The sequence below is a fragment of the Variovorax sp. 01N429 genome (genome assembly GCF_056399425.1).
In genome coordinates, this window is sequence record NZ_JBFTRG010000006.1 from 262,785 (window position 1) to 275,631 (window position 12,847).

Below are 12,847 nucleotides of genomic sequence, written 5' to 3' on the forward strand. Positions count from 1 at the left end.
GACTCCAAACCGCTCGTACCCAACAAAAAGCCGACCCGGAGGTCGGCTTCTCGTTGTGTGCGAAGACCCTGGATCAACCGAAGTTCTTCGCTGCGAAATCCCAGTTCACCAGCTTGGCGAGGAAGGTCTCGACGAACTTCGGACGCAAGTTGCGATAGTCGATGTAGTACGCGTGCTCCCAGACGTCGACCGTCATCAGCGCCTTGTCGTCGGTCGTCAGCGGCGTGCCGGCGGCGCCCGTATTGACGATGTCCACCGTGCCGTCAGGCTTCTTCACCAGCCACGTCCAGCCTGAGCCAAAGTTGCCCACGGCAGATTTGACGAAGGCTTCCTTGAAGGCTGCGTAGCTACCCCACTTGGCATCGATGGCCTTGGCGAGCGCACCGCTGGGTTCGCCGCCGCCGGACGGCTTCATGCAGTTCCAGAAAAACGTGTGATTCCAGGTTTGCGCTGCATTGTTGTAGATGCCGCCGCTGGACTTCTTCACGATTTGCTCGAGCGTCATGTTCTCGAACTCCGTGCCCTTTTGCAGGTTGTTCAGGTTCACGACGTAGGCGTTGTGATGCTTGCCGTAGTGGTACTCGAGAGTTTCCTTGGAGTACTCGGGCGCCAGCGCGTCCATCGGGTATGGCAGAGGAGGAAGAACGTGTTCCATGTTGTAGCTCTCGGGGTTGGTTGTGGGACGGACGATTCTAGAAAGGAAATCAGACACTCGGCGTCGGACGCCTTCCTTTCGTTTCGGTCTTCGACACGGTCAATTCGGCAATCCCATCTGCGAGCTGCGCACGGACATCGTCGCCAGGGGCGAGGTCCTCGACACTGGTGACGGCGTGTCCCTGCGCATCGGTGAGCCACGCATACCCCCGTCGAAGCACCAGAGCCGGATCGAGCAATTGCAGACGCAGCGCAGCGCGGTTGAGATGCTGATGCTGCCGGTCCAATGCTGCGTGCAGCTTTATGGGAAGTCCGGCTTCCAGGGCTTGCTGCGCCTGTCCGAGCCGGTCCATCCGCGACAGCACTGCGAAGTGCAGCCGCTGGGCGTGGTGCGCGAGCCGCAATCGTTGCCGGGCGACCAGCTCAGAGGGGCGACCGAGCCGGCCCGCCGTCACATCGAGCCGCTGGTTCGAAGCATCCAGCCGCGCCAGGGTCGCTCCGCGGAGTCGGTCTTCCAGCAGTTCAAGGGCGTCCAACCACAGATCGCGCGGCGCGGCGACCATTTCGGCAGCCGCAGTCGGCGTTGGCGCGCGCACGTCCGCGCAGAAATCAGCGATGGTGAAGTCGGTCTCATGCCCGACACCGCTGATCACCGGGACAGGGCTGCGCACGATGGTGCGCGCAAGCGACTCGTCATTGAAGGCCCAGAGATCCTCGATGGAACCACCCCCGCGCACCAGCAGGATCACGTCCACTTGCGGTGCCACGGCATACAGCGACTGCAGTGCCCGCACGAGTTCGCCCGGCGCGCCCGCGCCCTGCACAGCGGCCGGTGCCAGCACGACCGAAATTTGCGGTACGCGCCTGCGCAGTGCCGTAGCGACGTCGTGAAGCGCTGCCGCGCCCAGCGAGGTGACCAGGCCGATGGTGCGCGGCATCGTCGGCAACGCTCGCTTTCGAGTTGGATCGAAGAGGCCTTCCGCTTCCAGTTTGGCCTTGCGCTGGAGGAACTGCTCGAAGAGTGCGCCCTGCCCTGCGCGACGCAGGCTTTCCACCACCAGTTGGAGATCGCCGCGCGGCTCATACACCGCGAGCCGACCGCGCACTTCGACCTGGTCGCCGTCGCGCGGCGAGAAGTCCAGCAGGCTCGCCGCGCGACGGAACATCGCGCAACGCAACTGTCCTGCTTCGTCCTTCAGAGAGAAATAGCAGTGGCCACTGGAGGCGCGCGAGAAGCCGGAAATTTCTCCGCGCACTGAGACTGGGTTGAAGCGCGCGTCCAAGGCATCGGCGACGGCCCGGCAAAGTGCTCCGACCGCCCAGACGCGCCCGCCGGCCGCAGGTGTTTGCTCACGTCCGTTCATGCCTCACCTGCGTGACAAGCGAAAACCTTCCACAACCGGGCAGGAGGTCGCTGCGACAACTCATCCATGCACAGCGCGGGCGCATGTTCCCGTGCAAGTCATTGATTTTTATGAAGAAAGCGGTGCTCAAATATCGCTCGATTTAAGGGAAGGCCCATCTGGTGCGGGTTCGGGCGAGTTGCCCAGGCCGTTAATCACAAAGTTATCCACAGATTCTGTGCGCCCTCACCTACACGGGAGCCGCGCCGGAATACAGGTCAGCAAGGTGGATAATCGCCGCGCATTTGCAGTCCATGGGCCGGAGGAATTCTTGTTTTCCATCATAGTTGCTGCGGGTTGGCCGATCTGGCCTTTGCTCGCTTGTTCGATCGTCGGCCTGGCACTCGTCATCGAGCGATTCGCCAGCCTGAAGACTTCCAAGGTCTTGCCTCCCAAGCTGCTCGACGAAGCTATCGCGGTGTCGCGCAGCGCGATCCCCGGCCCTGATGTTGTGACCAAGCTCGAAAAGAATTCCGGCCTCGGCGAAGTGCTTGCTGCGGGCTTTCGTGCGCTCAATGTCAACCCGACCTCCAGCGAAGATGACTTGCGCGTGTCGATGGAAGCGGCCGGGCGCGTGGTCGCCCATCGCCTCGAACGCTATCTGCCCGCCCTGGCGACCATTGCTTCGGCTGCACCGTTGCTGGGCCTGCTCGGCACCGTCATCGGGATGATCGAGATCTTCGGCGCGCAGTCGGTCTCCAGCGGCGCCGTCGGATCCGGCAACCCGGCGCAGCTTGCGCATGGCATCTCGATTGCGCTCTACAACACCGCGTTCGGGCTCATGATTGCGATTCCGGCGCTGATTTTCTGGCGCTACTTCCGCAGCCGGGTCGACGAATACCTGCTGAACCTCGAGCTCTCGGGCGAGCGCTTTGCACGCCATCTGAACACGCTGCGCCGATGAGAATGCACTTTCGCCACGGCTCGCGCGAGGAACCGGAGATCAACCTGATTCCGTTCATCGACGTCCTGCTGGTCGTGTTGATTTTCCTGATGCTGTCCACGACGTACAGCAAGTTCACCGAGATGCAGTTGCGCCTGCCGGTCGCGGATGCGGAAGCGCAGCGCGACTACCCGAAGGAACTGATCGTGGCCGTGTCGTCCGATGGGCGCTACTCGATCAACAAGAGCGTTCTGCCGGACCGCAGCGTGGAAGGCGTAGCGGCGGCGCTGGCCGCTGCCACCGGCGGAGCAACGGACCGCGTCGTGATCATCAGCGCCGACGCCAGCGCAACCCACCAGTCCGTGATCACCGTCATGGAAGCGGCGCGCCGGGCGGGTCTGATACAGATCACCTTCGCAACACAGTCAGCCGCGCAGGCGGGACGATAGCCTTGGCGTCGTTGCGGCAGGCTTGGCTGCAACGCGGAGCGCTCGCACGGCTGCTGTGGCCGCTGTCGCAGTTGTATGGTGCGATCACCGGGCTCCGGCGCTGCCTGTATCGACTCGGAATCCTGCGAACCACACGAGTTGGCGTGCCCGTGGTGGTCGTCGGCAATGTCATCGCCGGAGGGTCCGGCAAGACGCCTGCGGTGATGGCCATCGTGCGGCATCTTCAAACGCGCGGTATCCACGCCGGTGTCGTATCGCGCGGCCATGGGCGAGTCACCGACGATTGCCGGGAAGTCCTCGATGACAGCCATCCTCGTGACGTCGGCGATGAACCCGCGCTGATCCGGCGCTCGACGCGAGTCCCGGTCTTCGTTGCACGGCGGCGCGTTGACGCGGCGATCGCGCTTCTGGCTCGGTATCCGACCACCGAGGTCATCGTGAGCGACGACGGCCTGCAGCATCTCGCCATGGCTCGCGATGTCGAGATTTGCGTTTTCGATGACCGGGGCATCGGAAACGGATGGCTGCTCCCCGCTGGACCTTTGCGCGAAAAGTGGCCGCGTCATTGCGATTTGGTGCTTCACACGGGCGGCCGGCCGGCGTTCGACGGCTTCACTGCACGGCGAATGCTGGCCGACTACGCCGTCCGAAAAGACGGCACGACGATTCCGCTGAGCGATCTTCAATACCAAAATCTCGACGCGGTGGCGGCGATCGCCAAGCCAGAAGCCTTTTTCGACATGCTGCGCGAGCGGGGCTTGCACCTCGAACAATGCATCGCACTTCCGGACCATGACGATTTCGACAACTGGAATGCGCCCGCGACCGGCCGCACGCTGCTCTGCACCGAAAAGGACGCCGTAAAGCTCTGGTGCAAAGTGCCCGACGCATTGGCGGTACCGCTCGTCTTCGAAACGTCGGATGCGTTCTTCGCAGCGCTGGACGCAAAGCTATCATCGCGCGATGGACACCAAGCTGCTTGAACTGCTCGTCTGCCCCGTGACCAAGGGGCCCCTCACTTGGAACGCTGAGAAGCAGGAGCTGGTCTCGCGCAGCGCACGCCTCGCATATCCGGTGCGCGACGGTATTCCGGTGCTGCTCGAAGCGGAAGCCAGGACGCTTTCCGACGAAGAGCTGGGCCTTTGACCGGGCGGGCTGAATTGAACGCGGCGTTCGTCGTCCTGATCCCCGCCCGGCTCGCATCGACCCGACTGCCGGACAAGCCGCTGGCTGACATCGCCGGGCTGCCCATGGTCGTGCGCGTTGCCCAGCGCGCCTTGGTATCAGGCGCCCAGCGCGTCGTGGTGGCGGGAGACGACCCGCGCATCATTGCCGCATGCGCGGCGCATGGCGTGCAGGCGCTGCTGACTCGCACCGATCACGCCAGCGGAAGCGATCGCCTTTCCGAGGCGTGCGCGCAGCTCGGCCTCGCGGACGACGCCATCGTCGTGAACGTGCAAGGCGACGAACCGTTGATCGAGCCGACGTTGATCGACGCGGTCGCACGAACTCTGGCGGACCATCCCGACGCAGCGATGAGCACCGCGGCGCACGCGATCGATTCGCCCGAGGAATTCGCCAATCCCAACGTGGTCAAGACCGTGCTCGACGCCAAGGGCTATGCGCTCTACTTCAGCCGAGCCCCAATCCCCTGGTGGCGCGACGGCTTCGCGGCGCTGGGGCCGAAAGCAGTGCCGACGTCGCCGCCGGCCTTGAGGCACATCGGCATCTACGGCTACCGCGCTGGATTCATCCGGCAGTTTCCGGGCCTGCCTCCTGCGCCCGTCGAAACCACCGAAGCCCTCGAACAACTTCGAGCGCTCTGGCATGGTCATCGCATCGCTGTCCACATCACCTCGGATGCTCCCGGCCCCGGGATCGATACGCCAGAGGATCTCGCGCGAGTTCGCGCCCTTCTCGCTGCTGGCTAGCTTCGTTTTAGCGGGGGGAGCGCATGCTATCCTCGCCGCAATTCCGCCTGGGAAATCCTATGGGAGGCAGCATGGCGCGACATAAATCGAAAAACCTTCCGAGGACACCATGAGACTGATTTTGCTGGGCGCCCCGGGTGCGGGCAAGGGCACGCAAGCGGCCTTCATTTGCCAGAAATACGGCATTCCCCAAATCTCGACCGGCGACATGCTTCGCGCCGCGGTCAAGGCCGGTACGCCGCTTGGCCTGCAGGCACAGTCCGTCATGGCATCGGGCGCGCTGGTGAGCGACGATCTCATCATCAACCTCGTCAAGGAACGCATCGCGCAGCCCGATTGCGCCCAAGGGTTTCTCTTCGACGGCTTTCCACGGACGATCCCCCAAGCCGAAGCGATGCGCTCGGCCGGCGTCAAGCTCGACTACGTGCTTGAAATCGACGTTCCTTTTTCCGACATCATCGAACGCATGAGCGGTCGCCGCTCACACCCGGCGTCTGGCCGCACCTACCACGTGAAGTTCAATCCGCCCAAGGTCATCGGCAAGGACGACCTGACGGGCGAAGACTTGATCCAGCGAGAAGACGACAAGGAAGAGACGGTTCGCAAGCGGCTCGAGGTCTACAGCCAGCAGACGCGGCCGCTGGTCGACTACTACTCGCAGTGGGCCAAATCCGACCCGGCTGCGGCACCCAAGTACCGCTCCATCAGCGGTGTCGGAACGGTGGACGACATCACTCAGCGCGCGCTGGCTGCACTGAGCTCCTGATCTTCATGGCGATGGCCGCCCCGCCAGCAGCTCCAGCACGAGCTCGATGCGCGCCTTGACCGGCGTCAGTGCGCCTGCATCCCGAAGAAGCTCGTTCTGTCTTGGCAAGATGCGCCCCTGCGCACAGCGCGTAGCGCGGACGACCGACACGCCCGCGGCCTGAGCCCGCAAAGCAGCGGCTTCCAGGGCGTGATGCAGGGTTCCGTTTCCGGTGGCGGCAAGCACGAGCCCATCAAGCACTTCGGATGACCCCAACTCACGCTCTCGCACCAAGGCATCGACGATGCTGCCGCGCGCATCCGCATGGCTCATCAGGACCTCGACGCGCGGCCACTTGCGCGCGGCAACCACGCGACTGAAGACCTCGTGGGCGGCTGGCGCGGGGGCCGGCCATGTCCGCACTAGTCGAACACTCCCCTCCTCGACGTAACCCAACGGTCCGGCATCGCCGGAGGCGAAGGCATCGAGCCGGTACGTGTGCACCTTCTGGACGTCGACCGCACCGTGCATGGCCCCGGCGCAGACGGCCACGACACCGCGCGCGCCCTGGGTGGACGCAACGACGATGGAGTCGCACACATTCTGCGGACCGTCCGGCACCAGCGCGCTGGCGGGCCGCATCGCGCACGTGAGCACCACAGGTTTCACCGATGCGGATGCAATGACGGAATGCAGAAAATACGCGGTTTCCTCCAGCGTATCGGTTCCGTGGGTGATGACGAGCCCTGACACATCGGGCTGCGCCAACCAGTGCACACACCGCTGCGCGAGCTTCTGCCAGATTGCAAAACTCATGTCCTTGCTGTCGATCTGCGCCACCTGTTCGGCCGCGAGTTCCACGCCAGCCGGCGCTTTGATTCCACCCAGCAGTTCCTCGACGCCCACTTGGCCGGCCGTATACCCGATGTTGTCGGCCGAAGACTCGGCGCGGCCTGAGATCGTGCCGCCTGTTCCCAGCACGATCACCTTGCGGATGCGCTCGTCGCCTTGTTTGATTTCATTCATGACTTGCCAACCACAGAAAACTGGTTAAAAATACAGGTACTGGATATTCAGCCAGTTCCTTCAGGAGCCCACATGCAGTTCGCAGTCAAGCTTACCGCCCGCCAGCAGCAGATTCTGGATTTGATCCAAAGCGCCATCGCGCGCACCGGTGCGCCTCCCACTCGCGCAGAGATCGCGGCTGAACTGGGCTTCAAGTCTGCCAACGCAGCCGAAGAGCATTTGCAGGCGCTCGCGCGCAAGGGGGTGATTGAACTCGTCAGTGGCACGTCGCGCGGTATCCGCCTCAAGGGCGATGCATTGCGCGCGCTCAACGAGTCCCGAAACAGCCAATTTTCCTTGTCCCTTCCGGGTATGGCACAACTCGCGCTGCCGCTGATCGGCCGAGTGGCAGCCGGCTCGCCGATCCTGGCTCAAGAACACGTCGACCAAACCTACTATGTCGAAAACACGCTGTTCCAGCGGCAACCCGACTATCTGCTCAAGGTGCGCGGGATGTCCATGCGCGACGCCGGCATCATGGACGGCGATCTGCTGGCGGTGCAGGCCACGAAGGAAGCCCGCAACGGCCAGATCGTGGTCGCCCGCCTGGGCGATGAGGTCACTGTCAAACGGCTCAAGCGCAACAAGCAAGTCATCGAACTGCACGCCGAAAACCCTGACTACCCCACCATCGTTGTTCAACCGGGTGAGCCCTTCGAGATCGAAGGCCTCGCTGTCGGACTGATCCGCAACACGATGTTGATGTAACCCTTCGACCATCCTGCAAGCGAACTCGGCCTGCACCCGTGTTCGCCTCGTTGACGGCCGCGACAGGTGGCGGGCGTATGGCGTAGTGCCATCACCCTGTCGTGGCCAATGAAAGCAATCCTGCCTATGTTCAATCTCTGACTTTTCTGGAGTTCACATGGGAATCGCTCTTCTTAGCATCGTCGACCTGATCTCGCCTCTGCAGACATTGGCCAGCCGATGGATGCCAACGCGTCGGTCAAGCCACATCAGCACGGCGGGCTTGCGCTATGTCGGGGTTCGGCCAAGCTGCGGGTTGCGCCAAAGTCCGGCGACTCGCGAGGATGCGCCGAGCTCGGCGGCACGGCCGCTTCGAGTCGTGCGGATGGTCGATGCCCAGCAAACCGGTCGCCATCCAGGCCGGGTGGTGATTTCCGGCCGCATGGCGGACGTATGCGCCGAGCTCGACAGGCTCGTAGCACTCGAGGCCGCCGCCTCTCCCCCGTCGCCAGGCCTTCGCGCTCATCTGCATTGACGGCAGAGAAGCCCGCAAGCGCGCTGCTCTCGCCGCAAAATTGTTCAAGATAAGCGGAGGCCAGGCAGTGCGCCGACACAGCACGTGGGCGGTGCGAGGCACAATGGCACGCCATGAACATTGTGATCCTCGACGATTATCAGGACGCGGTGCGCAAGCTCAAGTGCGCAGCCAAGCTCGACGCTTATGCGGCCAAGGTCTACACCAACACAGTCAAGGGCATCGGGCAACTCTCGGTCCGCCTCAAGGATGCCGAAGTGATTGTGTTGATCCGTGAGCGCACCAACATCTCCAGGCAACTCATCGAAAAGCTGCCGAAGCTGAGACTCATCTCCCAGACAGGTCGCGTCGGCAGTCACGTCGACGTGAATGCCTGTTCCGAGTTCGGCATCGCCGTCGCCGAAGGCTCGGGCTCGCCGCTGGCCCCGGCCGAGCTGACCTGGGCCCTGATCATGGCCGCCATGCGCCGGCTGCCCCAATACATCAGCAACCTGAAGCACGGCGCCTGGCAGCAGTCGGGCCTCAAGTCGGCGTCGATGCCTCCGAACTTCGGCCTGGGCTCGGTGCTCAAGGGCAAGACGCTCTGCATCTGGGGGTATGGTCGCATCGGCCAATTGGTCGCTCGCTATGGGCAGGCTTTCGGCATGCAGGTGGTCATCTGGGGCCGGGAGCAAAGCTGCGCCAAGGCAAGGTCCGACGGCTTCCAGGTCGCATCGGACCGAGACACCTTCTTTGCCGCGGCCGATGTCCTGTCGGTTCACCTGAGGCTGACGGAAGAGACGCGGGGGCTTGTGACGCTCGAAGACCTGTCGCGCATGAAACCGACGGCGCTGTTCGTGAACACGTCGCGCGCGGAGCTTGTCGAGCAAGACGCTCTTCTTGCTGCGCTCAATCGTGGTCGGCCTGGCCTCGCCGCCATTGATGTGTTCGAAAGCGAGCCGCCGCTGCAAGGCCACGCGCTGCTCCGCCTCGAAAACTGCATCTGCACGCCACACATCGGCTATGTCGAGCAAGACAGCTACGAGATGTACTTCGGGCAAGCCTTCGACAACGTCGTCAGCTTCATCAAGGGCAATCCGACCAACATCGTCAATCCTGGCGCGCTGCAGGTCCGGCGTTGAGACAGTCGGCACCGTCGGCCGCGCTGTGGTCCCTGCTGGCTGGCAACTTCGTGATCGGCACGGGCGTGATGGTCGTGCCCGGAACGCTCAATGAGCTCAGTGCATCACTGCAGGTCAGCGCTGCAACCGCCGGCCAGTTGATCACCGCCGCGGCGGTCGTGATGTGTCTCGGGGCTCCGTTGCTTGCCGCCGTTGTCGCCGGGTGGGATCGCCGCGTGTTGCTGACCTGCACGATGCTCTGGTACGCGGGCGGGCACCTTGTTGCGACCCTGATGCCGAACTTCGTCGGACTGCTTGTCGTCCGGATGTTGACGGTGGTGGCGCCAGCCATCTTCACGCCGCAGGCAGCCGCTTGTGTCGGTCTCCTGGTGCCGAACGAACAACGCGGGCGTGCCGTCACTTTCGTCTTTCTCGGATGGTCGATGGCGTCGGTGCTGGGGCTTCCGATCGGCGCGCTGATAGGCGGCCATTTCGGGTGGAGGCCCGCATTCCTGCTGATCTCGATGTTGTCGCTCGTGAGCGCCATCTGGGTCTGGCGGCAACTGCCCTCCGGCATTCGACCCGCTGCGTTGTCGCGCGAGTCGTGGGGCCGTGTGCTCAAAAGTCCTTTGCTGATGGGTGTGGTGTGCGTCACCGCGCTGCAGGGGTCCGGCCAGTTTGTCTTGTTCAGCTATTTCGCCCCGCTGCTTAAGCAGCAGCTGGGTGCAAACGCCACTCAACAGGGTCTCATGTGGGCATGGTTCGGCGCTTGCGGCGTGGTGGGCAACGTGCTCGTCAGCCGCTACATCGACCGTGTGGGGCCACCGCGCATGGTCTTGCTGACGACGGCGTTGATCGCTTTGAGTTTGCTGCTCTGGCCGCTCGGCGTCACGCTGGCGTGGCTAGCGCTGCTGCTGACGCCATGGGGGCTGGGCTGCTTCGCGACCAATTCGGCGCAACAGGCGCGCCTGGTGTCGCTCGAGCCTTCGCTTGCGCCTGGCTCGGTCGCACTGAACAGTTCAGGGATCTACATCGGTCAGGCCATCGGTGCAGCAGCCGGAGGCTGGCTCCTCGCTAACGACGAATCCGCATGGATGAGCTGGGTTGGCTTTGCGACGATGCTCTTTGCCATTGCGCTCAGCATCGCCGTCGAAAAGGCGCAGCGGCGCGCCCCCGCTTTCAGCGCTTGATGATCGGGCGCGGGGCGATTTCCGCTTCGGTGCTCGGATCGAAGAGTTCGAAGTCGATCAGATGCGGGTCGGTCGAAGGCGCTGGCGGCGCCTTGGGCTGCTCGAGCGGCGTCGGCATCGTCTCGTAAGCCGTTTTGTCGAATTCGGCAAGATCGAGTTCAAGCGGAGGCCTCTCTGGCCTTGGCGCCGGAGCATCGACGTCTGCCGGCAGCGTCGCCGGTGCATCCGGGATCAGCACGGTGTCATGTTGCAAACGCTCGTCGATCGACCCATAGATCGACGGCGGAAGGACAGGACCGTCCTCTATTGCAGGCGGCTCCGTTTCCGGGCCGAGAGGCGCAGTCGCCGTCAGCTCGCCATCATGCCCATAGGTGTCCGCAAACGCCTGCGGCGTGACCAGGACCGGCGGCGCGCTCGCGGGTTCGATGACTTCCTTGGCCAGGGAATAGAGCAGCAGAAGCTCCTGGTAGGCGGCAAGATCGAAGGCCCCGTCCTCGTGGACACCGGGCTTTCGGAAGATCAGTTCTTCGATAAAGGCCAAAGTGCTCGGCGCAGGCCATTGCGATTCGATGCGCGCCAGGGCGCTTCGATAATGTTCGAGGCCCTTGCCCGTATCCGTGAAATTCTCGAATGCGGGCACGTCGGCATTGAATGCCCGCTCGAACTCTTCGGCGACGCCGGCGTAGTCGTCCTCGCGCCCGAGCGCATGGTAGATCCGCAAAAGGTCGAGGTACGCCAGCGCACTGGTGCCCGGGTTGGCTTCGATGTGCTCCCGCAAAACCGAAATGGCCTGATCGTGCTGGCCCAGCGAGAGGAAGAAATCCGACTGCTGCTGCACGTCCAGGAGTTCTTCGGTATTGACGAGCCGCGCCGGCACGCTGTCCAAGGCGCGAGAGGGATGCGGCGGCTCGCCGAAATCACTGTCGGCCTGATCCGGCTGATCGGGTATGGCAAACGGCTTGGCACCGAAGGTCGACACACCGAGGCTGCGCTTGCGCGGCTGCTCATGCTGCTCCGAATCGGGATCCGGGTCCAAATCCTCATCTTCGTCAAGCAAACCGCCGTGCCGCCGAACGCGCTTCGCTCCGAGCTTTGGCATCGGGTCGCCACGCTTCAATTCCGAATCACCCCACCACGCGGGCGCCACCGCCCTGCGCGACATGCGCCACAGCAGCAGTATGCCGACCAGAGCCAACAACAATGCGAGGAGCAGCGCGTAGACGAGCGGATTGCGATATTGGCTTTCGCGTGCCTGTGCCAGTTCGCTCCGCATATCGGCCAGTGCGCGCTGGTTCTGCGCCGTTTGCTCGCGCATGGCAGCTAAGGTGGCATCCATTTCCTTGGCGCGTTGGGCATCGCGCCCGGCCTGCTCGGCGGCAGGATCCAGGGCGCCCCAGAGAGCGGCGGCCGCGGCCCGGCGAGTCGGATCCTCTACGGCCGGCAAGCTCAATTGGCTGGTCGATTTCAGGCCCGCGTCTTTTGCCGGCTCCGGCTCCAACGCATCCACCTGGAGTCGAGGTCCTGCGGCGACGGGTGCCGCCTTCGCCGGCTGAGCAGCCGGGGATGCCTGAGCCACATTGACAGCACGCGAAGCGGCCGGCGCCTGAACGACGGCAGCGCGACGAGGTGCGGGCGAGGCGCTTGGTTTGCGCTGCGCGGACGTTGCCGGATCGCGGTCGGATGTCGAGTCGGCCGATGCCGCAGAGCGTTTCGCCCCCGTCGCCGCCCCATCGGAACCGGACGCTCCGCCGCTGCCGGCCGTACGCGACACCGGGCGCAGGGATGCCCGCGGTGCGGTCGCCACTTCTACGGAGGCGCGAGCACTGGCAAACGCAACAGCCGGCGGCGTCACGTCCGAAGGCACATCCGCAAGCAGCACATAGCTCCGGCTCGTCTTCGTGTCGCACCCGGCGCGGACGGTCACCGTGACGACCGGTTCTTCGACGGGGACTGTCGAGCGCACCCGGATGTTCGAATTGCCCGGACTCCCGCCTGATTCCAGCGATACAGTCACTCGCCGGTCGAGCATGGGCGTGTCCCCTTGCAAGATATCGGCGTTGAGGCATAGGGAGCCTCCGTCCTCGGTGGCTGCCAGCGAGATCGGGATCACCATGTCGATCGGCTTGCCGATCCAGACGGCGCCCTGGGGCCGGCCTATCGTCAAGGCGGATGATTCGAGGACGACCCCGAAAAGAAGCAGGCTCG

Annotated in this window: 13 protein-coding genes; 9 read left to right on the plus strand and 4 right to left on the minus strand. The window is 63.9% G+C overall.

What is annotated here, in order from left to right:
* Positions 1 to 73: 73 nt before the first annotated feature.
* Both AC1DSF_RS13530 and xseA read right to left on the minus strand, forming a co-directional pair.
* A complete protein-coding gene (locus AC1DSF_RS13530) occupies positions 74 to 655 on the minus strand; it encodes a superoxide dismutase (RefSeq protein WP_478123382.1) in 582 nt (193 codons plus the stop codon).
* 49 nt (positions 656 to 704) lie between these two features.
* The gene (gene xseA, locus AC1DSF_RS13535) at positions 705 to 2,018 is read right to left on the minus strand and encodes an exodeoxyribonuclease VII large subunit (protein ID WP_478123383.1); all 1,314 of its coding nucleotides are present in this window, start codon (positions 2,016 to 2,018) and stop codon (positions 705 to 707) included.
* Between the two features lie 310 nt (positions 2,019 to 2,328).
* Here xseA and AC1DSF_RS13540 point away from each other — a divergent pair, with 310 nt between their 5' ends.
* From AC1DSF_RS13540 to adk, 6 genes are all read left to right on the plus strand, one after another.
* Complete coding sequence (locus tag AC1DSF_RS13540) at positions 2,329 to 2,961, plus strand: MotA/TolQ/ExbB proton channel family protein (RefSeq protein WP_478123965.1); 633 nt, start codon at positions 2,329 to 2,331, stop codon at positions 2,959 to 2,961.
* 2 nt (positions 2,962 to 2,963) lie between these two features.
* Complete coding sequence (locus tag AC1DSF_RS13545) at positions 2,964 to 3,389, plus strand: ExbD/TolR family protein (protein WP_478123966.1); 426 nt, start codon at positions 2,964 to 2,966, stop codon at positions 3,387 to 3,389.
* The gene (gene lpxK / locus AC1DSF_RS13550) at positions 3,386 to 4,372 is read left to right on the plus strand and encodes a tetraacyldisaccharide 4'-kinase (protein WP_478123967.1); all 987 of its coding nucleotides are present in this window, start codon (positions 3,386 to 3,388) and stop codon (positions 4,370 to 4,372) included. The genes AC1DSF_RS13545 and lpxK overlap by 4 nt, the downstream gene beginning before the upstream one ends.
* Entirely contained in the window at positions 4,353 to 4,535 is a 183-nt protein-coding gene (locus tag AC1DSF_RS13555) for a Trm112 family protein (protein WP_478123384.1), read from the plus strand. The genes lpxK and AC1DSF_RS13555 overlap by 20 nt, the downstream gene beginning before the upstream one ends.
* Before the next feature lie 14 nt (positions 4,536 to 4,549).
* The gene (gene kdsB, locus AC1DSF_RS13560) at positions 4,550 to 5,320 is read left to right on the plus strand and encodes a 3-deoxy-manno-octulosonate cytidylyltransferase (RefSeq protein WP_478123385.1); all 771 of its coding nucleotides are present in this window, start codon (positions 4,550 to 4,552) and stop codon (positions 5,318 to 5,320) included.
* Positions 5,321 to 5,429: 109 nt separating this feature from the next.
* Positions 5,430 to 6,086: an adenylate kinase gene (gene adk, locus AC1DSF_RS13565; protein WP_478123386.1), complete on the plus strand. Its 657-nt coding sequence runs from the start codon at positions 5,430 to 5,432 to the stop codon at positions 6,084 to 6,086.
* A 3-nt stretch (positions 6,087 to 6,089) separates the two neighbouring features.
* Here the strand turns inward: adk and AC1DSF_RS13570 are convergent, their stop codons facing one another.
* Positions 6,090 to 7,091, minus strand: coding sequence for an asparaginase (locus AC1DSF_RS13570; RefSeq protein WP_478123387.1), 1,002 nt, complete (start codon positions 7,089 to 7,091; stop codon positions 6,090 to 6,092).
* A gap of 72 nt (positions 7,092 to 7,163) precedes the next feature.
* Here AC1DSF_RS13570 and lexA point away from each other — a divergent pair, with 72 nt between their 5' ends.
* From lexA to AC1DSF_RS13585, 3 genes are all read left to right on the plus strand, one after another.
* A complete protein-coding gene (gene lexA, locus AC1DSF_RS13575; RefSeq protein WP_478123968.1) occupies positions 7,164 to 7,838 on the plus strand; it encodes a transcriptional repressor LexA in 675 nt (224 codons plus the stop codon).
* A gap of 627 nt (positions 7,839 to 8,465) precedes the next feature.
* On the plus strand, positions 8,466 to 9,473 hold the full coding sequence (locus AC1DSF_RS13580; RefSeq protein ID WP_478123388.1) for a D-2-hydroxyacid dehydrogenase family protein: 1,008 nt from the start codon (positions 8,466 to 8,468) through the stop codon (positions 9,471 to 9,473).
* Positions 9,470 to 10,642, plus strand: a complete 1,173-nt coding sequence (locus tag AC1DSF_RS13585) for an MFS transporter (RefSeq protein ID WP_478123389.1) — start codon at positions 9,470 to 9,472, stop codon at positions 10,640 to 10,642. The genes AC1DSF_RS13580 and AC1DSF_RS13585 overlap by 4 nt, the downstream gene beginning before the upstream one ends.
* On the opposite strand, the gene AC1DSF_RS13590 is transcribed toward AC1DSF_RS13585, so the two are convergent.
* Positions 10,632 to 12,806: a tetratricopeptide repeat protein gene (locus AC1DSF_RS13590; protein ID WP_478182945.1), complete on the minus strand. Its 2,175-nt coding sequence runs from the start codon at positions 12,804 to 12,806 to the stop codon at positions 10,632 to 10,634. The two genes, AC1DSF_RS13585 and AC1DSF_RS13590, sit on opposite strands and share 11 nt — an antisense overlap.
* Positions 12,807 to 12,847 lie beyond the last annotated feature (41 nt).

Excerpts from the sequence above, each read along its gene's own strand:
- AC1DSF_RS13530 (WP_478123382.1), bottom strand. The coding sequence starts at position 655 with ATGGAACACGTTCTTCCTCCTCTGCCATACCCGATGGACGCGCTGGCG.
- xseA (WP_478123383.1), bottom strand. The coding sequence starts at position 2,018 with ATGAACGGACGTGAGCAAACACCTGCGGCCGGCGGGCGCGTCTGGGCG.
- AC1DSF_RS13545 (WP_478123966.1), top strand. The coding sequence starts at position 2,964 with ATGCACTTTCGCCACGGCTCGCGCGAGGAACCGGAGATCAACCTGATT.
- AC1DSF_RS13555 (WP_478123384.1), top strand. The coding sequence starts at position 4,353 with ATGGACACCAAGCTGCTTGAACTGCTCGTCTGCCCCGTGACCAAGGGG.
- adk (WP_478123386.1), top strand. The coding sequence starts at position 5,430 with ATGAGACTGATTTTGCTGGGCGCCCCGGGTGCGGGCAAGGGCACGCAA.
- AC1DSF_RS13570 (WP_478123387.1), bottom strand. The coding sequence starts at position 7,091 with ATGAATGAAATCAAACAAGGCGACGAGCGCATCCGCAAGGTGATCGTG.
- lexA (WP_478123968.1), top strand. The coding sequence starts at position 7,164 with ATGCAGTTCGCAGTCAAGCTTACCGCCCGCCAGCAGCAGATTCTGGAT.
- AC1DSF_RS13580 (WP_478123388.1), top strand. The coding sequence starts at position 8,466 with ATGAACATTGTGATCCTCGACGATTATCAGGACGCGGTGCGCAAGCTC.